Origin of the sequence: Oricola cellulosilytica (genome assembly GCF_019966575.1) — a bacterium.
Taxonomy (GTDB): Bacteria; Pseudomonadota; Alphaproteobacteria; order Rhizobiales; family Rhizobiaceae; genus Oricola; species Oricola cellulosilytica.
In genome coordinates this window covers 1-26,111 of record NZ_JAINFK010000006.1, presented here as the reverse complement: position 1 = coordinate 26,111, position 26,111 = coordinate 1, and the positions used below count along the sequence as shown (strand labels likewise).

The following is a 26,111-nucleotide window of genomic DNA, read 5'->3' as shown; positions in this document are numbered from 1 at the left end:
TTCATAAGCTGGCGCTAGGTCTTGCGCGCTCGCAGGGGGATCCGGACGACATCCTGACCGTCGTTGACGTTCAGCGCTTGATGCTGGAACCCCGGTGCCGCGATGACCGTTCTGATTGCAATCCATGCAGGGAGCCCGGTCGGCTATGTCGGGTTGCTGCCTTCTGTCGAGACCAGCCATGCGTCCGCCGGTCTCTATGTGAGCGATCTTTATGTCGACGAACGGTATCGCGGTCGAGGCGTCGGACAGAGATTGATGGCTGCTGCGGCTTCCCATGCAAGGATGCTTGGCGGAAGGCATCTCTGGCTGACGATGATGCCGCAAAACAACGCGGCGGACCGGTTCTACCGGCGCCTCGCCGATATCAGAGAGCCGGTGATTGCGTTTGCGGTGACCGGACAAACGTTCGACGAACTGGCGGAAGCCGGAGGAGATGGAATTGGCTGAAGAAGAGACAAGAGCGCTGATCGTGCGCTATCTGGAGGCATTCAACGCCAGCGACAGCGAGGCGATGCTCGCCTGTCTCGATGAGGATGTGGCCCATGACACAGCCCGTGGCGAAAGGCAGATCGGCAAGGAAAAATTCCGCTGGGCCCATGGAGAAAGGGCCCGGCATTACAGTGAGAGTCTCGAGGATATTGCTGTCATGACGGCACCTGGCGGGATACGCGCCGCCGCTGAGTTCACCGTCCGCGGCCGTTATCTTGCCACCGAGGAAGGGCTGCCGGTCGCCAACGGCCAGAGTTATGCGGTGCCGGGCGGCATGTTTTTCGAGGTGGATGACGGGCTCATCACTCGCGTGACGACCTATTACGACCTGAACGACTTCGTCGCGCAGGTGTCGAAGGCGGAGTAGCGGCAGCGGGCCCGACTACTGGTCCAGGGCGAAGGTGACGGTAACCGTGACCGAATAGGCGTTTTCGCCGGCCGCAACCGGCACGGGCGCGGCATCGGCCGCCTCCATCATGACCACCTTCGTACGTGCCAGCGGTATGGGCGGCTGAAATGCGCTTTCCGATATCTCGAGAACCTTGCCAAGCCCCACGCCGGCAGTGTCCGTCAGCGTTTTCGCTTTTGCCATGGCTTCCTGAATCGCCTTGATCCGCGCATCAGTCAGCGCCTCGGAAGGGTCATCATTCGTGAAGGAAACCTGGCCGCCCTGATTGACACCAAGCGTGACTGAACGGTCCAGAATGTCTCCGACCCGGTCGAGATCGCGGACCCGCACAGTCAGGCCGTTCCGCACGAAATAGCCGACGATGCGGGGCGGGTCCTGCTCGCCGGAAGCCTTCCTGTCCGGGAACTGGTATTTCGGCTCGATCGAAAAATCAGCGGTTTGCAGGTCCCGGTCCTCGATGCCTTCGGCCTTCATTGCCTCGAGCACCTTGGCCATTGCCTCTGTGTTGGCGTCGAGCGCCTCGCGCGCCGTGTCGGCCTCGCGCGTCACCGTAAAATTAAGGATCGCCATATCCGGAGCGACAGTGGCCGTGCCTTCCCCGGACACCATAATGCGGGGCGTGGGCTCTTTATCCTGCGCTATCGCCGGCGTCGCGACGAGCACGGCGCTGGTCAGCACGCCAATGAGGTAACGTGGGAATTCCTTCATCAAAACAACCATTCCGCTCTTCCTGTTTGGTGTGCCCTACGCTGTGGCGGTGACATGCCATTGCGCCGGATATGTGACACGCGCACAAAGGGCACATAGGTGCTTGTTTCGTGCAGACGATTCGGCTAGGGCTTGCGCCGCGTGGGGCCTGTAGCTCAGTTGGTTAGAGCCGGCGGCTCATAACCGCTTGGTCGCAGGTTCGAGTCCTGCCGGGCCCACCACAATCCCCTCACGCCGCTCGACCGTATTCGACCCTGTTTCGCCCATTGTCCTTAGCGCGATAGAGCGCCGCATCGGCGCGCTCGAAGGCATCCTCGAACGTGATATTGAAGCTGCGCACGATCTGGTAGCCAACACTGACGGTAACCATCAGCGGAATTCCTCCCAGAAGGACAGCTGTTCCCTCGATGGATTGGCGAATGCGCTCCGCCAGATCGCGGATGTTGACGGAGTCGCAGACCATGACCACGATTTCCTCTCCGCCGTATCGGGCAACGAGATCGGTGGACCGGGTTTGGGCCTTGACCATGTCGGCGATCTTCCTGAGTACGACATCCCCACGGGCATGGCCGAATGTGTCGTTAATCGCCTTGAAGTTGTCTACGTCGATGACCATCACCGCGTAGCTGCCGTAGGTCTCCAAGGCCTGACGGGCAAAATCCGGCCCGCGATCCTCAAAGAAGCGCCGGTTGTGCAAGCGGGTTAACGGATCGGTGGTGGTATCCTCCGTCAGTGAGCGCTCGCGGTACAACTGCGCGCGCCTGCCCGTTAGCATCGAGCCAACAATCAGCACGCCCAGCAGATTGGCGATCGCCATCGCCAGTCCTGCTTGCTCCAGAAATTCGAATGCGATTTCCGTCGGTAGAAAGAACACGCTGAAGATCGATACGGATGCCGCCAGTCCCATCGCCACCAGCTTCCGGGCCGAGAGATCGCGGGACTTGAATAGCAGGGCGAACGCGATTCCGAGGCAGGAACTGACGGCTATTCCGATAAGAGCCGCAGATGTCCCGGCGCCTCCCTGGTAAATCCGGCCCGCGACCGCGACGACGACGGTCAGCAAGGTGGCAATCCAGCCGCCGAATGTCGGAGCGATAATAAGGAAGACGTGACCGAGATCATAGGTCACGCCGGGCGCGAACCGAAGCGGCAGGGCCATCGATACGATCAGCCCCGCTGCCAGAACGAGGCCGGTAACCAGCATCTCCGTATATTTGTCGGAACACCTTTTCAGTGCGAGCTCGAGCGACATGGCCGTGAGCGCGGCGATGCCAACTCCTTGCACAAAACTCGGCGCGATTTCGACTGTCAAAGCGAGCGGCTCTCCAGGATCCGGCTCGTTGTATAAAGGGTGTGAATTTCCCCTAGGTTAATCCATTGACTATCATTTATGAGGGGTCGGGCCGGCACGGTCTGTCTCGTCCGCCCACACTCGGTTTTTGGCGATGATCGGCATCAGGCCAGTGCGGCAAATCGCGTATCGACACGATGCGGGTTTAGGAATATTCAACCACGCATGGCCAGTCATCTTCGCCTTCTGGTAGTCCTGATGCTCGCTGCGTTTGCGGCGGGTACGGTCGCGCACGCCGCAAATGCGGCGGCGATGAACACGAAGATGGCTCGCGCAGCCATCAGCGGAATGGAGATGGGAGACTGTCAGAGTTGTCCGGACGATGGCGACGAAACGCCTTCATGTGACAATATTTGCGTATTCCCGGTGCTCGCGGTGCTTCCGCCACCCACTGCAGCCCTCCCGGAGCCGGTGGAAATTACGAGGTCCGCCGCGATTTTCGACGGAACCGGGTGCACCGGTCCGCCAATTCCTCACCCCCCGCGAAAATTATCCTGAGCTGACGCCGTCCGGAATTCCGATTTCGGTGCGAATCGACGTGCGCGTCAGGCGCACTCGATCCCGTTTTCCCGAGGCGCAAGGCGACCTCACGAACCAATCTCAGGATCTCAAAAATCATGACTTCTCATTCACTGACGCTGACACGTCGTGCATTACTCACCTCCGCTGCTGCATATGCCGGTAGCGCAGTGCTCCCCGATGCCGGACTCGGCCGGACGCAAGCGGAGCCTTTACGCGAATTTCGCCTCAAATCCGCCCCCGGCACCGCTCGCCTGGTACCCGAGCATGACGGAGAAACCCTCGTTTGGAATTACAACGGCGCGGTGCCGGGCCCGGAAATCCGTGTCCGGCAGGGCGAGCGCCTGCGCATCACCGTGGGAAATGGTCTCGCCGAGGAAACCACGGTTCACTGGCACGGAATTCGCACGCCAAATGGCATGGATGGCGTACCGCATCTGACGCAGCCCCCGATCGCTCCGGGCGAAACCTTTGTCTACGAATTCGACGCGGTCGACGCGGGCACATTCTGGTATCACCCGCACCAGCGTAGTTTCGAGCAGGTCGGTCGCGGCCTTTACGGTCCACTGATCATTGAGGAGCCCGAACCTTTGCGCGTCGACCGTGATGTGACCTGGGTTCTAGACGACTGGCGACTTACGCGATCCGCGGGGATCAGCGACGACTTCGGCAACGGCCATGACATGATGCACAATGGCCGTGTCGGTAACACGGTGACGATCAACGGAGTGGTCCCCGACGATTTCGCGGTTCGCAAAGGCGAGCGTATCCGCCTGCGCCTGATCAACGCCGCAAATGCCCGGATATTCGGGCTCGATTTCGCCGGCCACGAACCGGTCGTTGTGGCGCTCGACGGACAGCCCGTGGCGCCCCATGCTCCGACGGAGGGGCTGGTGGTTGTCGGTCCGGCGATGCGCGTCGACCTGGTGGTGGACATGACCGGCGGAGCCGGAAGCCGCGTTTCCGTCGTCGACCGCTTCTACAAGGGGCTGGACTACCGACTTGTTGATCTGGCCTATGCCGATGAACCCCTTAGGGACCACTCTCCCGGCTGGCCGATTGAACTGCCGGCCAATCCGCTTCCCGACCCGGATGTGGGGGAGGCGACCCGTCATGAGATCACGTTCAACGGAGGCATGATGGGTCAGATGGTCATGGCTGAAATGGGTGGTGCCATGGGCGGCTCATCGAGAGAGACGATGGATTCCATGATGAACATGAACCACGGCGACGGCATGTGGTTTATCAATGGAAGAGCCGCCACCGGCCACGTCATGGACCCGATGCTGACGCTAGAGCAAGGACGCTCGCATGTGCTCGCCATGACCAACGCCACCGCTTGGCATCACCCGATTCACCTCCACGGTCACTCCTTCCGTGTCGTCTCCCGTAACGGTCAGCCGACGGCCAACCGCGAGTGGCAGGACACGGTGTTGATGGCACCTCGCGAGAAGGTCGAGATCGCATTTGTCGCCGACAATCCCGGTGACTGGATGTTCCACTGCCACATCCTGGAGCATCAGGCGGCCGGGATGATGGGTGTGATCCGGGTTGGTGGCAAGGAGGAGCCTAAGTGAGAAGGAACCTTGCCTCTCCCGGCCTTACGGGCCGGGGGCCGAATCGAAGAGAAATTTTGACGGGCACCGAAGGTGCCCACTCCGAAAGGATACCATCATGAGAAAACTGCCTTCAGTTCTGTTCTTCATTGCCGCTATAGCAGGCGGTGCCCTTTACTTTTTCTGGGGAAGTCCCTCTGAAGCCACGGAAGTGGCACTCTACAAGAACCCCCAATGCAGTTGTTGCGAGGGTTATGCCGATTATCTGCGCGAGAACGGATTTACGGTTTCGGTTCATCCTACGCACGAACTGGCGGCCATGAGCCGCGAAGCCGGCATTCCCGACGCCTTGCAAGGCTGCCATCTCTCCATGATTGACGGATACGCGGTCAGCGGTCACGTGCCGCTGGGTACCCTCAACAAGCTCCTGACCGAACGTCCGGGGATCAAGGGCATCACCCTGCCGGGCATGCCTATGGGATCTCCGGGGATGGGAGGCGACAAGACAGGGCCGTTCACCATCTACGAGATTGGAACGACTGAACCGGAGGTCTACGCAGTCGAGTAGGCCAGCGGCTTCCACTCGCGGTCTCCCAGGTCCGGGAGACCGCATCTGGCGACGCCGTCTTGTTTTCCCGGCCCGTTCGGCGTTAATCCTCTGTGTCCACGGCGGCCGCATGAGCGTCGGCCACGCGCTCGATCGCCTCGGCGACGGTCTCGATGGTCCATTCCTCACCGGCATATTTCTCAGCGAGACGCATCAATTCGCTTTCGAGATCGGTGAGAGAGAGCCGCGAACCGAAATTCGACAACATGCCCTTGAGCTTGTCCGCGATCTGTTGGAGGTCGCGGGCGACCTGCGCGGCCGGTCGGTCTGGCCCAGCCGCCCGCTCGGCTATGGCGAGAAAGTCCGGGCGCAGTGCTTCCGCGCAGGCGTCAACATCATCGTGTCTGGATGTCATCACGCGATCACACCTCGAGGATCGTGGCACCGGTAGTTTTCCGCGCTTCGAGCGCCTTGTGCGCCTCGGCGACCTCGGCGAGCGGAAAGCGCTGATCCACATGGATGACGATTTCGCCGGCAGTCACCTTTTCAAACAGCTCGCGAGCCATCTGCTGGCAGGTTTCGTGATCGGCGATATGCGTGAACAAGGTCGGTCGGGTGACCTTCAGCGAACCCTTGGCGGCCAGCGTCCCGAGGTCGACAGGTGGGGCCTTGCCGGAAGCGTTGCCAAAGGAGATCATCATTCCGAGCGGCTTCAGGCTGTCGAGGGATCCGTCGAACGTGTCCTTGCCGACAGAGTCCATCACCACATCAACGCCCTTGCCCTCAGTGATTTCGCGAACGCGAGTCGCGAAATCCTCATTGCGATAATTGATGACGTGTGTGGCCCCGTTCTCGCGCGCCAGTTCGCATTTCTCATCCGTGCCCGCCGTTCCAATCAGCGTGACGCCCTCGGAGCGCGCCCATTGACAGGCGATCAGCCCGACACCGCCGGCGGCGGCGTGAAAGAGGACTGTGTCTCCCTTGGCGATTGGCGTCGTGCGGCGAAAGAGATAATTGACGGTCAGGCCCTTCAGCATCATCGCCGCGCCTTCCTCGAAGGAAATCCCGTCCGGGAGCGGGCACACTTGCGCGGCCCTCATCACCCGCGCTTCGCAATAGGCGCCGGGCGGCGTCGACGCATAGGCCGCCCTCTCGCCGATCCTCAGATGCGTCACCCCGTCGCCAACCGCCTCGATGATACCCGAAGCCTCCATGCCGAGGGGGGCAGGGAGGTCTAAAGGATAGAGTCCCGTGCGTTGATAGACATCGATGAAATTCAGCCCGCACGCCTTGTGCCGGATGCGGACTTCTCCCGGTCCCGGATCGCCGACGGGACGCTCGATGAATTTCAGCTCTTCGGGCCCACCGAATTTCTCGATGAACACGGTTCGGACATTTTCGCTGGGCATTAAGTAAACCTCTGACTTTCGTTTTGCGTTTGCCGGATGACAACTATATCAAGCGGCAGGAATTACACGACTTCTCCCGGATCAATAAAGCAATCGAAGGCAGGGTAAGAAATTACCCATAAGCTTTTCCCCCAAAAAACAGGGTGGCTGCTTTCTAGAGGATTTGAGGTACCGTAACGTCATGTCTGTTCGGCGCCCGGAATCGAAATTTGGCGTGGATCGGGATCTCGAATGTGAGATGGCGGTCTCGGACGCTTTTTCCGATCTCATCGCAAGCGCGCGCGACGCAGGATGGACGGAAGACGAGGTCGCGAACGCCGTTCTGGCTCTTGCGCAATCGAACATTCAAAGGATGCGCGAGAAAGCGATCGTTTGCGACGATGGTCCGGTTGTACCCCCGCCCGATCGCCGAACAGCGCACTAGCGAAATTTAACGGCGAGCGAATTGGCGCGCCCGCCGGCGCGCCAAGAGGTAATCCTGTAAACTCTGTTTCACGCAGCCTGCGATCTATCAGAGGAACTTGAAGGCTGCCGCTCTTCGTGCACCTCGTCGAGGCGGAACCGCGCGACGAGAGCCGCAAGACCTTCCGCCTGACCGTTCAGATGGTGCACGACCGCGCTTGTCTCCTCGGCCATCGCGGCATTGCGCTGCGTGACGTCGTCCATGCGTGCGACGGCGGTGCTTATCTGCTGCAGGCCGGTGGCTTCTTCCTGCGACGCATCGGCGATGCCCTGCAGGCCCTCATTGATTTCGGTCACATATCCGGCGATCGCACCGAGCGCCTTGCCGGTCGCCTCGACAAGCTCGACCCCTGACGAGACCTCAGTGGACGACTTGTTGATCAGTTCCTTGATCTGCTTGGCTGCCGTCGCCGACCGCTGCGCAAGCTCGCGAACTTCCTGCGCGACCACCGCAAAGCCTGCGCCCGCCTCGCCGGCACGAGCCGCTTCTACGCCCGCGTTCAGGGCCAGAAGGTTTGTCTGGAAGGCGATCTCGTCGATGACACCGATGATCTGGGTGATCTCGCCGGCGACCGCCTCGATGCGGCCCATTGCAGAGACGGCGTTGGCGACGATCGGTTCCGACTTTGTGCTAGTGTCCTTGGCTTCGGCGGAGCGCGTTGCGGCGAGGCGTGCTTTCTCCGATGTCTGCTTCACCGTGGCGGTAATCTCTTCGAGCGCACTCGACGTCTCTTCCAGGGACGCCGCTTGCTGCTCGGTCCGCCGCGAGAAGTCGTCTGCTGAGGCGTCGATCTCGCTGGAATGAGCCCGGATGACACCGACATTCTCGCTGACTTCGCCGAGCGCCTTCGACAACATCTCCAGCGAAGCGTTGAAGTCGACCCGCAGGCGGTCGAGCTCGCCGGGGAATGGCTCGGAAATCCGTGCGGTCAGATCCCCTTCCGCGACGTTCCTGAGACCGCCGGCGAGGGTATCGACGACGCCACGCACCCGCTCGGCGTCTTCCGCCTTGGCGCGCTCGCGTTCCTCGCGTTGTCTTTCCGATGTCGAGCGAAGGTCTTCAGCGTCCCGGTTGCTGCGATCCGCCGCCTCGCGCGACAGCCGCGATTCTTCCAGCGCCGCGTGCACTTCTCTGAACGCCTTCTGCATCTGATGGCTCATCTGGACCAGGATGCCTGCCTCGACCACGAGAATGACGGCGTGAAGCGCCACGCGGGAAAGATCGGATTCGCCCGGGAAAACGGCCGAGGGCAGTACGACGTAGAGCGCCAGGTGGTGTAGGGCAGTGACTACCGTGAAGGCCGCGATCGAACGCCAGTCGATCCAGGCCGCAGTGATCGCAAGCGCCGCGAAGAAGTACATGTGGATGTCGATCTGCAAGGATGATCCGGAAAAGCCGTACACCAGAAGCGCGACGAGCGCGGCCTGAACGCCGCCGGTAATCATCCGCGTCATTGTTCCGGTTCGGTCTGCCCACCATGCTGCGGTGGCGCCGGCAGCGAGCACGAGCGCGCCAGCGACCATCACGGTTGCGCTGGCGTCGCTTGCCCAGACCGCTCGGAGCGCGATCAGCGCAGCGTTGAACCAGATAAGCGACAAGACGATGATCGACGCTTTTTGGCGCAGTGCGGCAATTCCGTTCATCTCAATTCTCCTTGATGCATGCAGCCGCGAGCTTGCCATCGAGAATGAACATCGCTCCGGCTTCGAAAAGCCTGTTGACGAAATCGGGTGAGGAACCCTCGGCCAGGACCCACCAGCTTGCCCGCCCGCCGTTTACAAGTGTTCCGCCCGCCCCCGCGACGATTGCGAGCACGCTTTCCGGCGGGTGCCAGGGAGGAGCGACGACCACGACACGACTTCCTGTCGGAACAGCCGCGATCGCGGTGAATACGGCCAGGACGGTAGTCACGTTGAAGGCGAGAATGGCTGCGCCCCTGGGGCGATCTTGCTTCGCTGATTGTGCTGCGGAAAACGGCATGCCGTCCTTTCTTCCTGCGCGACCCTTCTCGAGGCGGCGTGAAAAGACATCATGTCCCTGGGCGGATTCACCCAGCCGACAGGCGTAAAATATCCTTGTTAAACAGAGATTAAGGGGTGATAGCTGATTCTTGCTCTTTGCAACGCGCGGCTCGGTTCGATTGAGAATGATCAAGGCGTGGGTGTCGTCTCGAGGCATAATCGTGGCGATGAACCGATCAGCGATGAAAGCTTCCCACGCGGCCGAGACGGTGTTCCGGACGGATGGCGTTACCAAGGTCTATGACACCGGCGAGGTGCAGGTGCATGCGCTCGCCGGCGTCGATCTGCAACTCTATGCCGGGGAGCTTGCAGTGCTTTTGGGGCCCTCCGGCAGCGGCAAATCAACCCTGCTGAACATCCTCGGAGGGCTCGACCACGCCTCCAGCGGCAAGGTCTGGTTTCGCGAACTGGAACTGTCGTCGCTGAACGACCGGGCACTCACGCGCTACAGGCGCGACCATGTCGGTTTCGTTTTCCAGTTTTATAATCTGGTCCCCAGTCTGAGCGCGAAAGAAAACGTCGCCCTCGTGACCGACATCGCCCGTGATCCCATGCGCCCGGAAGAAGCGCTCGAACTCGTCGGTCTGGCTCACCGGCTCGATCATTTTCCCGCAGAACTCTCCGGCGGCGAACAGCAGCGGGTGGCAATTGCCAGAGCGATAGCGAAGCGCCCCGAGATCCTCCTCTGCGACGAACCGACCGGCGCGTTGGACAGCAAGACCGGAATCCAGGTTCTCGAGGCGATCAACGAGATCAACTTGCGTTTCGGGACCACGACCGCGGTGATCACCCACAATGCGGCGATCCGAAAGATGGCACATCGCGTGATCCGCTTTCAGGACGGACGGATCAGCGATGTAGCGATCAACGAGACCCGTGTTCCGCCGTCGGATATCGAGTGGTGATGCGATGAGAGCGCTCGACAAGAAGCTGCTTCGCGATTTCGCACGCTTGTGGGTTCAAGCGCTTTCGATTGCGCTGGTGTTGGGAAGCGGAGTTGCGATCCTGCTGATTTCCTTCGGCATGTACGGCGCCCTGGAAAACACAAGGGAGGCATATTACGAGCGCAACCGCTTCGCCGATGTGTTCGCGGGCGTGAAGCGCGCACCGCGTTCGCTGGAGCGCGACATCGTCGCAATTGACGGGGTCTGGGCTGTAGAGTTGCGCACCGTCGCCGAAGCGATCCTCGATCTGCCGTTTCGCCCCGAGGCGTCGGTAGGGCGGTTCGTATCGATACCGGCAGGAGACGGCGCGAGGCTCAACGTCCCGCTACTGCGAAGCGGCCAGTTTCCGGACCCGCAGTCGTCGAACGAAGTTCTCGTCAATGAACCCTTCGCGCTGGCCAACGGATTCGAGACGGGCGACACGATCCGCGCCAACCTGAACGGACGCCGCCGTGAACTGACAATCACGGGAACGGCGCTTTCGCCGGAATACATCTACACCATCGGGCCGGGGCAGTTGCTGCCCGACAACGAAACCTTCGGCATCCTGTGGATGCCGCAGCCGGCCGTCGAGGCCGCATTCGATACGGTCGGCGCATTCAACGACGTCAGTCTCAAGCTCACTCGCAACGCGAAGCCCGAGGAGATCATCGAACGGCTGGACGATCTTCTTGAGCCCTATGGCGGACTGGGGGCCTACGAGCGCTCCGAGCAATTGTCGCATAGCTTCATCGAAGCTGAACTCGAGCAACTGCGAACAATGGGGTATATCCTGCCGCCGATCTTCTTCGCCATTGCCGCATTTCTCGTCAACATGGTGGTAGGGCGGATCGTCGCGCTGGAGCGCAGCCAGATCGGCCTCCTGAAGGCGACCGGTTATTCCAACATGGAGGTCAGTCTCCATTATCTCTATCTCGCGGTGTTAATCGCCATTGTCGGGGTCTTTCTGGGTTGGGGCTTCGGCGCATGGGCCGCACGCGGCCTGGCGCAGATCTACGCCCAGTTTTTCACATTTCCATATCTTCTCTATCGCATTCCGGTCACCGCCTACGCCACGTCCGGCTTGCTCGGCATCGCGGCGGCGGCGGGCGGGGCGATATTGAATGCAATGAAGGCGGCAAAGCTTCCGCCCGCAATCGCGATGGCGCCACCCGCGCCGCCGAATTTTCGCCGCAGCGCCCTCGACGGCGTGTTGACGACGCTGCGGCTCTCGCAACCGACGATGATGGTGTTCCGCGGCATCGTCCGGTGGCCGGTTCGGGCATTCCTTACCTGCCTCGGTCTGGCGCTTGCCGTGGCGGTGCTGGTTGCCTCAAGTTTCTTCGGAGATTCCATGGACGAGATCGTGGATCTGGCATTCTACCAGTCGAACCGGCAGCACGCCGTCCTGGCATTCAGCGAGAACGCGCCGGAAACTGCGCTTGAGGATGTCGAAAATTTGCCTGGCGTTCTGTATGCGGAGGGTCAGTTGGGTCTGCCGGCGCGTCTGGTGAACGGGCATCTTGAAAAGCGCATCGGGATCGATGCGAGACGGCCTGATGCCGACCTCAGCCGCGCTCTCGATGACCGCGGGAAAGTCATTGTCGCCCCGGAAGAAGGCATCATGCTGACCGAACGTCTCGCAAGCCAGCTCGACGTCCTTCCCGGCGATAGTGTCGAAGTTCACTTTCTGACAGGTTTGCGCGAGACCCACGACCTGACAGTCACCGGAACGGTGGTGCAGTTTTTCGGCTTGGGCGCGTACATCGACGCCACCTTTGCGGCGCGGCTTCTGCGCCAGTCTCCCCGCATATCCTCTGCCAATGTATTGATCGACGCGCGGGCGATCGACGCGTTGCACGCCCGTGCGAAGGAAACGCCGAGCCTGTCCGGACTCATCATGTTCAGCAAGATGCGGAATGCTTTCCGTGACATCATCTCCGAGAACATTCTGGTCACGACGACCGTTTACGTGGTCACCGCCGTGCTGATCACGGCAGGCGTCACCTACAACGGGGCCCGGATCCAGTTGTCCGAGCGGGCCCGCGAACTCGCCAGCCTGCGCATTCTTGGCTTCACCAATGCGGAAGTTTCATACATCCTCATGGGTGAGACAATGTTGCTGGTGCTGCTGGCTCAACCGTTCGGATGGGCGCTGGGCGCTTTCCTCGCCTGGGCGATGGTTACCGCTTTTTCCAGCGATCTCTACTCGATTCCGCTGGTTCTGAACCGCGACACGTTTGGTTTCGCCTCTGTCGTCGCCCTCGCGGCGGCCATCGTCTCGGTGCTGGCGGTTCGGCGCCGGATCGATACCATGAACCTTGTCTCCGTCATGAAAACGAGGGAGTGACCCATGGCGCTTGGATCGCGCACAATCATCCTGTCCGCAGTTGTGATCGCCGCCCTCGGTGGCTTGGGCTACATTGTATTCAAGCCGCAGCCCGTTTCCGTTGACCTCCACGAATTGACGCGCTCGCCCATGCGTCAGACCGTGGACGCGGATGGCAAGACCCGTATTCGGGACGTCTTCGAGGTCTCGGCACCCGTGTCCGGAATGGCGCAGCGCTCGCCGGTCGAGGTCGGCGACTCGGTCAGTGAAGGTGTGACGGTTGTGGCCGTCGTCGAGCCGCTCGATCCGGGTTTTCTGGACGCGCGATCGCGTAGGCAGGCAGAAGCCGCGGTTGAAGAGGCCAAGGCATCGCTACAGGTGGCTGAAAGCAATGTACGCCAGGCCCGTGAAGAACTGACTTATGCCAAGTCCCGCTATGAGAGAACCAAATCGCTCGTGGAGGCGGGAGTTTCGTCCCTGACCCAATTGGAGGATTTGACGCAACAGCAGACGCTGCGCGAGGCGGCGCTTGAAGCCGCGTTTCTGACTCGTGACATGGCACAGAGCGCGCTCACGCGCGCCGAGGCCGCGCTGATCGAGCCGGGACTCGATAGAAACGGGGGTGATGGCACGGATTGCTGTGTGCCGATCATGGCGCCCTCGGACGGAGTCGTTCTGGAAGTGGTCAACATGAGCGAGCGCCCGGTTCAGGCCGGCACCAGGCTCCTTTCGATCGGGCAGCCGGGCAATCTCGAAATCGTCTCCGATATCCTTTCGAGTGACGCGGTGTCCGTACGTAAGGGGGCAAGCGTGCTCATCGAGCGGTGGGGTGGTGACGACCTTCTCGAGGGCGTGGTGAGCGAGATCGAGCCGTCGGCGCGGACCAAAGTGTCCGCGCTCGGGATCGAGGAACAGCGTGTTGACGTCATGATCGACATAGTCGACGAGGACGCTGCCGAAAAGGGTCTGGGCGACGGTTACGCGGTCTTCGTTCGGATCGTCACGTGGGAGGGCGACGATGTGCTACAAGCGCCTCTGAGTGCGCTCTTTCGCAGCGACGGGGGTTGGGCTGTGTTCCTGGTCAAGGACGGCGCGGCGCGTCAGGTCGAGGTCTCGGTCGGGCGGCGCAGTGGGCTGGTCGCCGAGATCCTGTCGGGTGTTGAGGAAGGGGCGGTGGTCATCACCCACCCCAGCGACAAGGTCAGCGACGGCGTCAGCGTCATCGACCGGGCAGCGCTTTGACGGCTGCTCGCAGATCAAATCCTTCATCGGCGATCTGGTCTGCAGTGATTTCCGCACCGGCCTCCAGCAGTTTACGGCTCATGGCGTATGTCGCCGCGTCGTTCAGACAATCGACCGCAATGAACCGGCCCTGTCTGAAATAGAAGTGCGAGACAGAGCCTTCGCGCTTCCCTGGCCGGACGATTACGGAGTCGTAACCACGGTTCAGACCGGCGATCTGCAACTTAAGGTCGTACTGATCGGACCAGAACCACGGATGCGGGTCATAGACAGTCGCGATCCCGGCGATGTTGGCGGCGACGGCGGCGGCCTGGTCGTGGGCGTTTTGAACCGATTCCAGCCGGGTCGGCATGTTCTGGAACGGTAGAATCGTGCAGTCGCCGGCTGCGTAGATCGACGGATCAGAGGTCCGCCCATGCTCGTCGACCGCGATGCCGACCGCGACCTCGAGCCCGGCGGCCTCGGCAAGTTCCGCGTTCGGGCTGATGCCGATGCCAACGACTGCCAGATCAAGAGGCAGTTCGCGGCCGTCCGAGAGGGTCACGGAGACCGCAACGCCATCCTTCTCGTTGATTCGCGCGATTTGCGTGTCTTCCATAACGGTAACGCCGTGCGCGGCGTGCAGGGCGCGGAAGGCGTCGGCGGTCTCCCGACAGGCGACGCGCTTGAGAATACGGTCGGCGGCCTCGATCACCGTGACCTCGAGCTCCTTTTTTGCAGCCTCGGCAGCCGCCTCAAGCCCGATATAGCCGCCACCAATGACAATCAGTTTCCGGCCGGGCTTCATCGTTTCCATCAGTTCATTTGCGTCGTCCAGCGTGCGCATCACGCGGACATTCGGCAATTCTCCGCCGGAATTGGCGGGAAAGCGCCGTGCGCTGGCACCTGTAGCGAGCACCAGCGTGTCGAAGGGGATCGTCGTATCGCCGGCGAGTCGCACCAGTTTTTCGGATCGGTCAATTGAGGTGGCGGCAACGCCCAGCTTCAGGTCGATGTGGTTGTCGGAATACCATTCCGCGGGCCGGAGACGGAGCCGTGCGAGACTCATATCGCCGGACATATAGCTCTTCGAAAGGGGAGGGCGCTGATAGGGAAGCTCGCTCTCTTCGCAGACTAGGGTGATCGCCATGTCCGGGTCGTGGTGTCTGAGCGCCGCAGCCGCGGCCACTGCAGCGTGGCTTCCGCCTATGATAACGGTATGTGGCATTTGCACCCCTGATCATCGCATCAATCTCACATTTAATTGCCACCCACACCAATCCGTAAGAAAGGATGGTCTCGAGACGACAAAAACCTCACCTTTCTGCACCAAATTCTTACCGCAGGGTTATGCAATGTTTTGCAGTCGCCGCCATGATTGAGCCGATTGGGCGTTGACTTGACAAACCTGAGGAAGCGCCGAGATTCGTTTCCATCTATCCGGCGTCTCCATTGATTCAAAGTCTTCCGCCTCGAATCACATGAGATTCCTCACCTTACTTTCGTTTTGCATCGGGGCAATAATGCGGATTAAGGAAGTCTTGTCACAGAACCTGCGTCGGCTTTGTCAAAACGAACCCAGCATATCCCACGTTTGCCGCGCAATTGGCGTCACGCGACAACAGTTCAATGGTTATTTGGCGGCGAAGCATTTTCCCAATGATCCGATCCTCTCGCGCATTTGCGAGTACTTCAATGTCGACGAAATCGCGCTCGTCGCACCCTTCATACCGGATCGTGAAATCGGCGCTCACCCTGCTAACGGCCCGCTCTCGCTCATCAACCATCAAGATCTGGTCAAGCGCAACGCGACGAGGGTCAATCTTGATGACGGCCTCTACGACGTTTATTTTTCGGTGCCGGGCGAGCCAGGCAAAGTGATTCGTTCGTTGATGGTGCTCAAGACGGTAGAGGAACTGCGCACGTTCAGGCGCATCACGAGTTACTATTCGAGAAAGTCATCGAACTGGTCCTATTACCGGGGAGACCATCGCGGCGTGGCCCTTCAAGCTGGCGGCACGATTTATCTATGCTCATTTAATCAGGTGGGTGTTGGGGAGCCGTCACTGGTCTCCCTTTCATGGACGCAGTCCTCGCAGCCCCTCCTAGCCGGAGTGGCGGTGATATCCGGTCTGAACGGCCCAGCTACGGTGGCAGTGGTAGTCAAGAAAAATGAACAGAACGGGCTTTTGAGCGCCGTGCGCCAGGTGGGAACCTTCGGGCCTTCTTCCAGAGAAGTGCCCAAAATGGTGATACACTTGTTGAAAGAGGAGCTCAAAATAATTCAAACGCAAGCGAATTTCCATTAAAGATCTTTTTAAGAACGCATGAAATCTTGTTAATTCGGTTAGAATACTCAATAAGTATAATAGAAAAAAAATATTGATACAAAAATTCATGAAATAATAATTAAATTGGTACAGTAAATATTATATAATTACATGGATATTAGGGAAAAATTTATATAAAAAATGCACCGTCTCCAACGCCAAATGATTGGCGGTGAATGCGAAGGAGACGATCCAATGAAGAAGAAACCATCTGTTAAACTTTCGACTCGGCCTATTTTTGTGAAGCCCGGCATGATCTTCGACAAGCGTTGATCTGATTGGTGGCCCGCGCAACCAAGCGCGGGTCAGCTGTTCTAAACGGGGGCACAAGATGAATTATAAAGTCGCCGATACTTTGGCGTTTACCCGTGAAAGTGGAGCGATCTTTGGCTGCAACTTCCTCAGGAAGACGACGTTTGAGTGCGATTCATCCGTGCTGGAGTGTCTCACGCGCATTTCGGGGTGGCGAAGCGCGGACGATATTGCGCGGATATTCGATATTGAGGACGGCGAAGACCTGGAGAACTTTGTCGGATCACTCACGGCGGCCGGAATTCTTGTCCGGCAAGATACCGTTGACGCCGAAGCCGACGGCGCGTTCGCCAAGTCGTGGGAGTGGGGCATTCCGGCGGCCCTGATGCATTTTTGCGTCCAGAATAACGAGCTGATGCCGGTTGACGAGGCCGAACAGATACAGCTTCGAAAGGCGAAGAAAAAACCGCAGCCGTCGCTGGTGAAAACGCACGGGAACAGCACGAAGAAGATCCCGCTGTCGATCGATTTGGAAGCCTGCGACCTGCTCTCGGTCATGGCGCGCAGGCGAACTCGAAGAGACGTAAGCCTCGAACCGGTCCCGCTTCAGGCGGTTTCTGATTGTCTTTTTTCGGGGTTTGGAGTGACTGGTGAAACGGAGAACCGAGCCGGCAAGCTTCCCCTCACGATGACGCCCTCCGGCGGTGCGCGTAATCCGTTCGAGGCTTATCTTTTGGCCCAAAATGTTGCGCACCTTGAGGCTGGAATTTACCATTATAGCAGCTCCGAACACAGTTTGTTGCCGGTGGCCGGTGTTGTCGACACTCCCGCCGATTTGGTCGGTGGACAGCCATGGGTGAACGATATGGCGTGTGTGATCTTTCTGTGTGCTCACTTCGAGCGCACCATGTGGAAATACAGTGATCCGAATGCTTACCGGGTTGTAATGATCGAAGCAGGCCACATCGGTCAGAACATCATGCTGACCGCCACAAAGCATGCTCTTACCGCTTGCCCGACAGCAGCGCTTTGTCACGCAAAGGTCAGCGCATTGTGCGGGTTGGATGACCCGATAATGCAGACGCCGGTATACGCTTTGGCGCTGGGCAGGCCGCGCAATGGCAGTTTGCCGATCTCAAGTAGCAAGGACCTTTAGTCGGATGGAGTATTATAAGGATGTCCGGGGCGTTCATCGGGGAAACGCCGAGAAGTTGGTCAATAGGCTAAAAAAGCTGGACGAAGAAATCCATGATAAACGGGTAGGCCTGTTGGCAAGCCTGGTGAAATGCAAAATCCTCAAATCGAAAGAACGGGCAATTAAGGAGAATGAATTTCTTCTCGCCCGAGCTGTTAGCGATGATGCGATTTTTGACTCTTTCAAAAGGAGCGGTTCTACGGTGGGTGCACCGATATACACGAGGCCGCTTCGTCTTGAATACAGCCTATATATTGACGGAAACACCAATAGAATATATTCGCATCTGCGGGAAAATTACGACGAATTCGATACAAGATTGAACATGTTGAAGCAGCACGGCCTGAACGTTAAGATGACATCGTTGTTGAGGACTTACAATCACAAAGAAAAACGACGCGATGGAAAACAGTTTGAACGGGAATTTTATCAATTATACGCGCATAAGTTCGTCTTCTATCGGCAGGTGAGTAGCATTGACAGCGGTACGCGACCGGAAATCTTCGTGCGGGCTATCTAGTACCTCTCGTCGGCGGCGGGTTGAACGGCCGCCGCGCCTTTCTCATGCCGCCGCCCGTTGTTCGAGCCGTCCCTTCGCAAGCCATGCGGCGCAATCGTCGCCCAGTTCGGTCCGCGCCCGCCGTTCGTAGCGCGTAACGTCCTCAGTGGTGAGCAGATCGCGCCACCTACCGTTTGTTCCCTTGTGAATGAAGGTTCCCGGACCGCCTTCCCAGAAGGCGCCAGCGAGTGGCACGCAGCGGCCCGCGTTCCGCTTCATGTAATCGAAGCTGCAGTGTTCAACGCTCCTCGCCATCAGCGCCTCGTCGGCTTCGATGTCGAGGAAAGAGGCGATACGGCGGATTTCCCCCTGCATGTCCTGCTTCAGATCCGCAAAGTGGACGAACAAGACGTTCGGAAGCTTGCGGATCGCCCACCAGGTACGCACGTTGTCCCAAAACGGCCAGAAGGGATGGCCGTCATGCTCCAGCCAGGTGCGGAAATACTCGACCGGCGATTCCGGCGGCTTTCCGATCGGCGGGCCGACCCGTCCTGGGGTATCGTTGAGCGCCTCGTACCAGAGACCATTGGCATTGGCGTGATGGTTGTACATGGACCAGACGACATCGCGTCCGTCTCGGCCGATATAGATGTATTTGGCCTGGGGTGAGAATACCAAAGCATCGACCGGCAGATGCGTTTTGAGAAACCGCCGGTGAGTCTGCGCTTCGACTTCCGGGAGTTTGACTTCCTTCGGCGGGATGCGCAGATCCATCCATGGCGACATCTCGGCTACGGGCAGGCCTTCCTCTCCATCGAATATCAGCTGAGACACGATTTGCTGCATCCACGTCGTCCCCGACTTGGCGTAGGTCGAGATCACCACGTCGTCGTCGCGAAAGCGAAAATCGTTCCAGATTGTGCTGTCGAAGTGATGGTTGTGCATCTCGCGCGTCTTTGCTGGCCATTGAATATCATTGCGTTCGGACATCGCCTTATCCCTCCTTGCCGTTGCCTTGAAAGAATGACGATCGTCATGACTTTACGGAATGTTGCCTATTGCCGAGTGGTTCGGCATTTCTGCATACTCGTTCGATGTTCGACTGGAACGACATCCGTGTCTTCCTCACCGTAGCCCGGGCAGGATCGACGCTCGGCGCGGCGCGGGCGCTCGACATGAACCAGACAACGGTAAGCCGGCGGATCCAGGCTCTCGAGCGCTGTCTCGATCTCACGTTGTTTTCACGAGATACGCGCGGCTTTCACCTGACCGAAGAAGGCGAAATGTTGCTCGGCGCTTCGGAAGGCATGGAGAACGCTGCCGCTGATCTCGGTGCGGAAGCGGACCGGCTGCGTCGTGCCTTGGGTGGCAAAATCCGTATCACCGCGGCCGAAGACATTCTCAACTACTCCATAAGCGAGATTGTGGCAGAGTACCGGGCGAAGGCCCCGGCAACCACCTTCGAATACGTCGCTCAGGACAGGTTCCTCGATATCGAGAAGGGCGAGGCCGATGTGGCGTTTCGCGCCGCCGACCATCTCGACGACGCGACACTGCTGTGCCGGCGCGTCGCCGATATTTCATGGGCCGTCTATTGCAGCCGCGACTATGCCCAAAAACATTCGGCCCCGTCGCAGGCGGACGAATTGTTGAACCATCCCGTTGCCGCTTATGAGGGGAAATTCGCGATGTCCCGGGCCTCGCTCTGGTTCATGAGCCAGATCGCGGGCAGACAGGTTGTGATGACTAGCAATACGGTCGTCAACATGCGAGCCATCGTCCTGTCCGGGGTAGGGCTGGGATTGCTCCCCTGCTTTTCGTCCGAACCGGTTCCCGAACTGGTTCGCTGCGTCGTTGTGCCGTCGGAAAACAGCCCCCACATCTGGATGCTCACGACATCAAAGGCGCAGCGCTCGCGTCATCTGCGGTCTTTCACCGATTTCGCCGCTGAGCGGTTCAAGACCTTGAGGTGCAGGTTTGAACTGCAGGAGTGAACGCCATCCTGTGCACGGCCTCCGCATTGGAATACCGTTCATTCCACTGCGTGACTATCAAGAAAACCTGGCGTTGCGGGTGCGCCCTCGGCGATCAAACTACAGCAGTATCGCCCACGAAAGCCTTCTCCAACACATAGTGGCCCGGTTTGGAGTTCGCGCCCTCTTCCAGGCCGGCAGCCTCGCAAAGATCCTTGATCTCGGTGTTAAGGCCCATTGAGCCACAGATCATCACCCGGTCCTCGTCTGGATTCCATGCCGGAACACCGAGGTCGCTGAACAACTCGCCGGACCGGATCTTGTCGGTCACGCGGCCGGTTGTCGGTGAATCTTCGCGTGTTGTCGTCGGATAGTAGACCAGCTTGCCGTCCACCATCTCACCGATCAGCGGATCGTTGACGAGGTTTTCAACGAGCTGCCGGCCGTATTCGAGTTCGGCGACCTGCCGGCAGGTATGGGTGAGTATCACCTGATCGAACTTGTCGTAGACCTCCGGATCGCGGATCAGCGAGGCGAAGGGGGCGATGCCGGTGCCCGTGGCGAGCATGTAAAGCCGCTTGCCGGGCAGCAGGGCATCGACGACGAGCGTTCCGACGGGCTTGGTCTTTAGGATCACCTGCTCGCCGACCTTTATGTTCTGCAGTCGCGAGGTGAGGGGGCCATTTGGCACCTTGATGGAATAGAATTCCAGCTCCTCGTCCCATGACGGCGAAGCGATCGAATAAGCGCGCAGAATCGGCTTTCCATTGTCGCCCGGCAAGCCGATCATGACAAACTCCCCCGAGCGGAAACGCAGGCTCTGCGGCCGCGTCAGCCGGAACGAGAAAAGCTTGTCGGTCCAGTGGGTGACCTCGGTCACTGTCTGGCCATCGCGCAGGGGGGTAACGATATTCACAAGCGCAGCCGCTTCCTTGATAGGCGTCATGTCGGTCATGTTCGGAAGTCCTGATAAACTGTTCAGCGCTCGCCAAGCAAACGCTTTTGGTAGAAGTGGTTCTGCCAGTCGGCACGCGCTGTCCACTGTTCTTCCGGCTGGCGGGCTGCCAATTCCGGCGAAATCTCGACTTCATCGAAGCCGGTCCGGCGCGCATGCGCGTACTGGTCGGCGATCAGATGTCCGGTCGCGCGAAGCGTTCCCTTGTAGCCAAGTTGCCGCAATTCGCGCGCGATTGAAAACCCCCGGCCGTCTGGGAAGGAGGGAAACGGGATAGCGATCACCGACACACGTTCGAAGAACGGCACAAGCGTTTCGGTGTCGACGGAATTGTCGACGGCAAGGCCGACCTTGCCGGGAGGTGCGCTCTCGTCGCTCTGCTGCAGTTCGTCCAGGCCCAGCATGCGAAAGTCGCCGGAAGCGGAGGCGATGGCGAGCGAATCCTCCTGGAAACCGCTGTCTGTAACGATAATACCCATGCTTACTCCGATGTGTTCGCGCCGGAACCGCGCACCAGCTTGCCGTTTTCGAAATGGATGCCGCATTCGGTCTTGTCGGATCCGCGCCAACGCCCGGCGCGCACGTCTTCGCCCGGCTTTACGGCGCTGGTGCACGAGGCGCAGCCGATGGAAAGATATCCATGTTCGACGAGCGGGTGTGGGGGCAGATCAAACCGCTCGAAATAGGCGTCGATATCCTCCTTCGTCCAGTGCGCGAGCGGGTTCACCTTGAGCTTGCCGTCGCTTGCCTGCTCGAAGGTTTCGACAGTGTCGCGCGTCGCGGCCTGAAAGCGCTTGCGTCCCGTGATCCAGCCGTCGAATGGCGCCAATGCGTTGCGCAACACCTCGGTTTTCCGGAATCCGCAGCAGGCGTCAGGCTCGCTCAAGTGCATGCGGCCATACGGATCATTCTGGCGGATGACCTTGCCGTCCGGCGACACGGTGCGCACATCGGTGAGCCCTAGCGTGCGGATAAGCTGGTCCTTGTAGGCCAGCGTCTCCTCGAACAGCATGCGTGTGTCGATGAAGATCACCGGCGTGGCCGGATCGACCTCCGCGACGAGGTGCAGCAGCACGGCCGACTCCGCGCCGAACGAAGAGACGACGGCAATCTCGCCGTGCTGTTTCTCCGCCAACACACGCTTCAGAACGTCGCGGGTTTCGTTGATCCGCAGAAACGTCCCGTCCTGCGGGGCTGCCGGATGCTTCAATTCGATGCGATCATGCGGCACGGGCTTCGTCCTCCGGGCGAGCGTAGATGGCCTGCTTGAAAGGCTCCGCGCCGACGCGGCGATAGGCTTGCAGGAAAGTTTCCGAAGTATCCTCTCTAAGGCCGAGATACGTCTCGATAATCGCCTCGATTGCCTGGATCAGGTCTTCGGCGTCGAAGCCGGGCCCGGTGCGCTCGCCGATGGTTGCGGTCTCCGTGCCGTCACCGCCCAGCGTGATCTGGTAATTTTCCTTGCCCGCCTTGTCGAGGCCGAGAATGCCGATATGGCCGACATGGTGGTGGCCGCAGGCGTTGATGCAGCCGGAAATCTTGATTTTCAGCGGGCCGATCTCGCGCTCCAGCTTCAGTTCGTCGAAGCGGGTCGATATCTGCTGGGCGATCGGGATCGAACGGGCGGTTGCCAGCGCGCAGTAGTCCATGCCGGGGCAGGCGATGATGTCGCTGACGAGCCCGATATTGGCCGTCGCCAAACCGGCTTCCCGCAATCTCGCATAGACCGCCGGTATGTCGGCCTTGCGGACATGCGGCAGGATGATGTTCTGCTCGTGGCTCACGCGCAACTCGTCGTGACCGTAGGCTTCGGCAAGGTCGGCGAGCGTGCGCATCTGCTCCGCCGTCGCATCCCCCGGTGTGCCGCCGATCGGCTTTAACGAAACGGAAACAATGCCATAGGCCGGGTTCTTGTGTGCGGCCACATTGGTCTCGACGAAGGAGCGGAAGGCGGGGTTTGCCTCCTGCGCGTGGTCGAAGGCGAGTGACTGCGTATTGTCGAACAGCGGCGGCGCGAAGGCTTCCTCGATCATCTCCAGCAACTCGGAAGGGGGACCCCGGAAGTCGCGCTTCTGCCGCTCAAAAGCTTCCTCGATCATCTCCTTGATCTCGTCGAGGCCGGTCTCGTGGACAAGGATCTTGATGCGCGCCTTATACTTGTTGTCCCGTCTGCCGGACAGGTTGTAGACCTGCATGATTGCTTCGAGATACGGCAGCAGATCGGCCTTCGGCAGGAAGTCGCGCACGGTCTTGCCGACCATCGGCGTACGCCCGAGGCCACCGCCGACGATCACTTCGTAGCCGGGGTCGCCGGCCTCGCTGCGCACCATGCGCAGACCGATATCGTGCGCCTTTGTAACTGCGCGGTCGTTCGGAGCGCCGGTGATCGCGATCTTGAACTTGCGCGGCAAATACTGGAATTCCGGATGGTCCGTTGACCACTGGCGCAGCAGTTCCGCCGTCGGGCGCGGATCCTCGATCTCGTCCAGCGCCGCGCCGGCGAAATGGTCGGCGGTTACGTTGCGAATGCAGTTGCCGGAGGTCTGGATCGCATGCATCTCGACATCGGCGAGAAGTTCCAGGATCTCCGGCACGTCCTTCAGGCGGGGCCAGTTGAACTGGATGTTCTGCCGCGTGGTGAAGTGCCCGTAACCCTTGTCGAAGCGCTCGGCGATCAGCGCAAGCTGACGCATCTGGGTCGAGTTAAGCGTGCCATACGGCACCGCGACCCGCAGCATGTAGGCATGCAGTTGCAGGTAAAGCCCGTTTTTGAGCCGCAACGGCTTGAACTCGTCTTCGGTCAGCGAGCCGTCGACGCGGCGCTCGACCTGTTCGCGGAATTCCGCGACCCGGTTGCGCACGAAGGCTTCGTCGAAATCATTGTACTTGTACATCTCTTCAGGCCTCTGCCTGTTTGCCGTGGAAGTAGTTTGACGGACCGCGTGTGCGGAAGGCCTCGCGGAAATGCGCCGGCTCAGGCCGGTTGTCTTCGCCCATGACGACCTCTGCAAGATACGGCCCGACGACCTTGTCCTGCTGATCGCTGGCGTGTCCGAGAAGCGTTTCGGCGGCTTCCTTCGAATAGGCTACGACCGCGCCGCCCAGATCGCGCACCCAGTCGTGCGACGCCGTGAAATACACCACATCCCCTTCGAAGAGATCGTTGGCGGTGACAATCTGCGGCTTGTATTCACGGGCCATCTCAAACCGCTCCAGCTTGTTCTGCGATATTTTCGGGCGAAACGCCGGCGGCGACGGCGAGCGCCTTGCGCGGCGCCATTCCGTAGAGCAGGACGGCGGGACCGGTAATGCCGGCCTCGGCAAGGGCGTCAGGGAGGGCCAGGATCGTCGTCGAGACCGTCTTCTGGTTGGCGCGCGAGGCGTTCTCCACGATCGTTACCGGCGTTTGAGCGTCCGCGCCATGTATCAGCAGCCGTCCGCGCAGAAAGGCAGCCGCCTTGACACCCATATAGATCGCGGCGCCGGAGCCGGATTTGGCCAGATCACGCCAGTCGTGCTCGGCGAACCCCTCGACGTCGCGGCCGGTCATGAAACGGATCGAGGAATTTCGGCCACGCTTGGTCAGCGACAGACCGCTGGAAGCGGCGGCCGCCGCCGCTGCGGTGATGCCCGGAACGATATCCCAGGAAATGTTGGCCTCGTCGAGGGCGTCGAGTTCCTCGTCCAGACGTCCGAAGATGCCCGGATCGCCGGATTTCAACCGTGCCACCTGGGCGCCATTTGCGGCATGTTCGACGAGCAGCGCATTGATGTCTTCCTGTTTCCAGGACGGCCCGTAGCCGGTCTTGCCGACCTCGACGATAATCGCCTCGCGCCGCGCAAGTTCGATGATGGCGTCCGGCACGAGCCGGTCGTGCAGCACCACGTCTGCCTCGTGGATGAGGCGGCGGGCCTTAACGGTCAGAAGTTCCGGATCGCCGGGGCCGGTGCCGATGAGCGAGACATGGCCATCGCGCGGCCTAGTCTCGATGGAGTCTGTCAGAAGCTCTTCGAGTTTCGCCTGCGCGCCATGCTCGCCGCCTTCCTTCAGTGCCGCATCGCCCTCGCCGGAATAATAGCGCGACCAGAAGTCGCGGCGCTTGCGGCCCATCGGCAGCATCGCCGCCTTGTGGCGGAAGCTCTGTCCGATCCGCGCGAGCAAGCCAAGCGACGCGGGCAGACGCGCCTCCAGATCGGCCTTGATCTTGCGCGCAAGAACGGGGGCGGCGCCTTCGGTGCCGATGGCGACCGTGACGGGGTCGCGATCGACAATCGCCGGTGTGATGAAATCGGAATGGTTGAGATTGTCGACGATGTTGACCAGCGCGCCGGCCTGCCTGCCGATCCCGGCGGCGCGGGCATCCTCCTCTTCGTCGTCATTCGCGCCATAGACCAGAGCGGCGCCGGCAACGTCTGCTGGCTCGATCCGGCGCTCGATGAGGGCGAGCCGGCCTTCTTTCGCCCATCGGCGTATCTGCGGCACCGGATCGGCGCCGATCACGACGATATTCGCGTCGGTTTTCAGAAGGAGGCGCAATTTGGAAACCGCGCATTCTCCCGCTCCCGAAACGACGACCCGTCGTTCGACAACATTCAGGAAAATTGGAAAATGACGCATTTCGAGCCTCGTCTCGTTGAGCCCGGAAGATAGTGAGGGCAGTCTGGTCGAACGAGGACTGGAATTCCAAAGATGCGAAAGGCCGGAGAATAACGTTTCTTTTCACCCGCGTTCACGGGGTCTTGATCGGGATCAAGGCGGAGGTTCGGGGCAATGTTAGGCATGGATCGCCTTTTTGACGCATTTCAATCAGGCGAAGAGGCGGTTATATGCCCTTCAAGAACGTCAACGGAGCCCGCCGGCTCCGCCGAACGGAGCTTGGTAATTTGGATTACGAACAGTTTTTCGCGGATCGTCTTGGCGGTTTGAGGGATGCGGGCAACTACCGTGTGTTTGCGGATCTC

The 26,111-nt window shown here is 60.0% G+C and carries 25 protein-coding genes and 1 tRNA gene; 12 read left to right on the top strand and 14 right to left on the bottom strand.

Annotated elements, in window-relative coordinates:
• Positions 1 to 102: 102 nt before the first annotated feature.
• Together LC298_RS14545 and LC298_RS14540 are read left to right on the top strand one after the other, a co-directional pair.
• Positions 103 to 447, top strand: a complete 345-nt coding sequence (locus LC298_RS14545) for a GNAT family N-acetyltransferase (RefSeq protein WP_131569797.1) — start codon at positions 103 to 105, stop codon at positions 445 to 447.
• Positions 440 to 856, top strand: a complete 417-nt coding sequence (locus tag LC298_RS14540) for a ketosteroid isomerase-related protein (RefSeq protein WP_131569799.1) — start codon at positions 440 to 442, stop codon at positions 854 to 856. Before LC298_RS14545 ends, LC298_RS14540 begins: the two co-directional genes overlap by 8 nt.
• A 15-nt stretch (positions 857 to 871) precedes the next feature.
• On the opposite strand, the gene LC298_RS14535 is transcribed toward LC298_RS14540, so the two are convergent.
• Positions 872 to 1,618: an SIMPL domain-containing protein gene (locus LC298_RS14535; protein WP_280176623.1), complete on the bottom strand. Its 747-nt coding sequence runs from the start codon at positions 1,616 to 1,618 to the stop codon at positions 872 to 874.
• A gap of 132 nt (positions 1,619 to 1,750) precedes the next feature.
• Between LC298_RS14535 and LC298_RS14530 the strand changes: the two genes are divergently transcribed.
• Positions 1,751 to 1,827: transfer RNA gene (locus tag LC298_RS14530), tRNA-Ile, on the top strand.
• 8 nt (positions 1,828 to 1,835) lie between these two features.
• On the opposite strand, the gene LC298_RS14525 is transcribed toward LC298_RS14530, so the two are convergent.
• Complete coding sequence (locus tag LC298_RS14525) at positions 1,836 to 2,918, bottom strand: GGDEF domain-containing protein (protein WP_131569802.1); 1,083 nt, start codon at positions 2,916 to 2,918, stop codon at positions 1,836 to 1,838.
• 656 nt (positions 2,919 to 3,574) lie between these two features.
• Between LC298_RS14525 and LC298_RS14520 the strand changes: the two genes are divergently transcribed.
• Together LC298_RS14520 and LC298_RS14515 are read left to right on the top strand one after the other, a co-directional pair.
• Positions 3,575 to 5,053 carry a multicopper oxidase family protein gene (locus LC298_RS14520; RefSeq protein ID WP_131569804.1) on the top strand — a complete coding sequence of 493 codons (1,479 nt, stop codon included), beginning with the start codon at positions 3,575 to 3,577 and terminating at the stop codon, positions 5,051 to 5,053.
• Between the two features lie 97 nt (positions 5,054 to 5,150).
• A complete protein-coding gene (locus tag LC298_RS14515) occupies positions 5,151 to 5,600 on the top strand; it encodes a DUF411 domain-containing protein (protein WP_131569807.1) in 450 nt (149 codons plus the stop codon).
• Between the two features lie 82 nt (positions 5,601 to 5,682).
• Here LC298_RS14515 and LC298_RS14510 read toward each other — a convergent pair whose 3' ends face one another.
• From LC298_RS14510 to LC298_RS14495, 4 genes are all read right to left on the bottom strand, one after another.
• Positions 5,683 to 5,994 (bottom strand): hypothetical protein, encoded by a 312-nt coding sequence (locus LC298_RS14510; protein ID WP_131569809.1) that lies wholly within the window; start codon positions 5,992 to 5,994, stop codon positions 5,683 to 5,685.
• A 7-nt stretch (positions 5,995 to 6,001) separates the two neighbouring features.
• Positions 6,002 to 6,988: a quinone oxidoreductase family protein gene (locus tag LC298_RS14505; protein WP_131569811.1), complete on the bottom strand. Its 987-nt coding sequence runs from the start codon at positions 6,986 to 6,988 to the stop codon at positions 6,002 to 6,004.
• Positions 6,989 to 7,480: 492 nt separating this feature from the next.
• Positions 7,481 to 9,094, bottom strand: coding sequence for a methyl-accepting chemotaxis protein (locus LC298_RS14500; RefSeq protein WP_158284784.1), 1,614 nt, complete (start codon positions 9,092 to 9,094; stop codon positions 7,481 to 7,483).
• A gap of 1 nt (position 9,095) precedes the next feature.
• Entirely contained in the window at positions 9,096 to 9,431 is a 336-nt protein-coding gene (locus LC298_RS14495) for a hypothetical protein (protein ID WP_131569815.1), read from the bottom strand.
• Positions 9,432 to 9,654: 223 nt separating this feature from the next.
• Between LC298_RS14495 and LC298_RS14490 the strand changes: the two genes are divergently transcribed.
• Genes LC298_RS14490 through LC298_RS14480 form a run of 3 tightly spaced genes read left to right on the top strand, consistent with a single transcriptional unit; the run spans position 9,655 to position 13,966 of the window.
• Positions 9,655 to 10,377 (top strand): ABC transporter ATP-binding protein, encoded by a 723-nt coding sequence (locus tag LC298_RS14490; RefSeq protein ID WP_199223307.1) that lies wholly within the window; start codon positions 9,655 to 9,657, stop codon positions 10,375 to 10,377.
• Between the two features lie 4 nt (positions 10,378 to 10,381).
• On the top strand, positions 10,382 to 12,745 hold the full coding sequence (locus tag LC298_RS14485; RefSeq protein ID WP_131569819.1) for an ABC transporter permease: 2,364 nt from the start codon (positions 10,382 to 10,384) through the stop codon (positions 12,743 to 12,745).
• Between the two features lie 3 nt (positions 12,746 to 12,748).
• A complete protein-coding gene (locus tag LC298_RS14480; protein ID WP_131569821.1) occupies positions 12,749 to 13,966 on the top strand; it encodes an efflux RND transporter periplasmic adaptor subunit in 1,218 nt (405 codons plus the stop codon).
• Here LC298_RS14480 and LC298_RS14475 read toward each other — a convergent pair.
• Positions 13,944 to 15,173 (bottom strand): NAD(P)/FAD-dependent oxidoreductase, encoded by a 1,230-nt coding sequence (locus LC298_RS14475; RefSeq protein ID WP_131569823.1) that lies wholly within the window; start codon positions 15,171 to 15,173, stop codon positions 13,944 to 13,946. The genes LC298_RS14480 and LC298_RS14475 overlap by 23 nt on opposite strands.
• Positions 15,174 to 15,486: 313 nt before the next feature.
• Between LC298_RS14475 and LC298_RS14470 the strand changes: the two genes are divergently transcribed.
• The 3 genes from LC298_RS14470 to LC298_RS14460 all read left to right on the top strand — a co-directional run bounded on the left by LC298_RS14470 (position 15,487) and on the right by LC298_RS14460 (position 18,242).
• Positions 15,487 to 16,254 (top strand): helix-turn-helix domain-containing protein, encoded by a 768-nt coding sequence (locus tag LC298_RS14470; protein ID WP_131569825.1) that lies wholly within the window; start codon positions 15,487 to 15,489, stop codon positions 16,252 to 16,254.
• Between the two features lie 352 nt (positions 16,255 to 16,606).
• Complete coding sequence (locus LC298_RS14465; RefSeq protein WP_131569827.1) at positions 16,607 to 17,683, top strand: SagB/ThcOx family dehydrogenase; 1,077 nt, start codon at positions 16,607 to 16,609, stop codon at positions 17,681 to 17,683.
• A 4-nt stretch (positions 17,684 to 17,687) separates the two neighbouring features.
• Entirely contained in the window at positions 17,688 to 18,242 is a 555-nt protein-coding gene (locus LC298_RS14460; RefSeq protein WP_131569829.1) for a hypothetical protein, read from the top strand.
• Positions 18,243 to 18,284: 42 nt separating this feature from the next.
• Here the strand turns inward: LC298_RS14460 and LC298_RS14455 are convergent, their stop codons facing one another.
• Positions 18,285 to 19,211: a sulfotransferase domain-containing protein gene (locus LC298_RS14455; protein WP_131569831.1), complete on the bottom strand. Its 927-nt coding sequence runs from the start codon at positions 19,209 to 19,211 to the stop codon at positions 18,285 to 18,287.
• Between the two features lie 104 nt (positions 19,212 to 19,315).
• On the opposite strand from LC298_RS14455, the gene LC298_RS14450 reads away from it, so the two are divergent.
• The gene (locus tag LC298_RS14450) at positions 19,316 to 20,215 is read left to right on the top strand and encodes a LysR family transcriptional regulator (RefSeq protein ID WP_131569833.1); all 900 of its coding nucleotides are present in this window, start codon (positions 19,316 to 19,318) and stop codon (positions 20,213 to 20,215) included.
• A gap of 94 nt (positions 20,216 to 20,309) precedes the next feature.
• Here the strand turns inward: LC298_RS14450 and LC298_RS14445 are convergent, their stop codons facing one another.
• The 6 genes from LC298_RS14445 to cysG are packed head-to-tail and all read right to left on the bottom strand — an operon-like array spanning position 20,310 to position 25,767.
• On the bottom strand, positions 20,310 to 21,140 hold the full coding sequence (locus LC298_RS14445) for a ferredoxin--NADP reductase (protein WP_199223311.1): 831 nt from the start codon (positions 21,138 to 21,140) through the stop codon (positions 20,310 to 20,312).
• A gap of 32 nt (positions 21,141 to 21,172) precedes the next feature.
• The gene (locus LC298_RS14440) at positions 21,173 to 21,628 is read right to left on the bottom strand and encodes a DUF934 domain-containing protein (protein WP_131569837.1); all 456 of its coding nucleotides are present in this window, start codon (positions 21,626 to 21,628) and stop codon (positions 21,173 to 21,175) included.
• 2 nt (positions 21,629 to 21,630) lie between these two features.
• Complete coding sequence (locus LC298_RS14435; RefSeq protein ID WP_199223308.1) at positions 21,631 to 22,380, bottom strand: phosphoadenylyl-sulfate reductase; 750 nt, start codon at positions 22,378 to 22,380, stop codon at positions 21,631 to 21,633.
• Positions 22,370 to 24,043 carry a nitrite/sulfite reductase gene (locus LC298_RS14430; RefSeq protein WP_131569839.1) on the bottom strand — a complete coding sequence of 558 codons (1,674 nt, stop codon included), beginning with the start codon at positions 24,041 to 24,043 and terminating at the stop codon, positions 22,370 to 22,372. Before LC298_RS14430 ends, LC298_RS14435 begins: the two co-directional genes overlap by 11 nt.
• Before the next feature lie 4 nt (positions 24,044 to 24,047).
• Complete coding sequence (locus tag LC298_RS14425; protein ID WP_131569841.1) at positions 24,048 to 24,350, bottom strand: DUF2849 domain-containing protein; 303 nt, start codon at positions 24,348 to 24,350, stop codon at positions 24,048 to 24,050.
• Position 24,351: 1 nt separating this feature from the next.
• Positions 24,352 to 25,767, bottom strand: coding sequence for a siroheme synthase CysG (gene cysG, locus LC298_RS14420; RefSeq protein ID WP_131569844.1), 1,416 nt, complete (start codon positions 25,765 to 25,767; stop codon positions 24,352 to 24,354).
• Between the last annotated feature and the right edge of the window lie 344 nt (positions 25,768 to 26,111).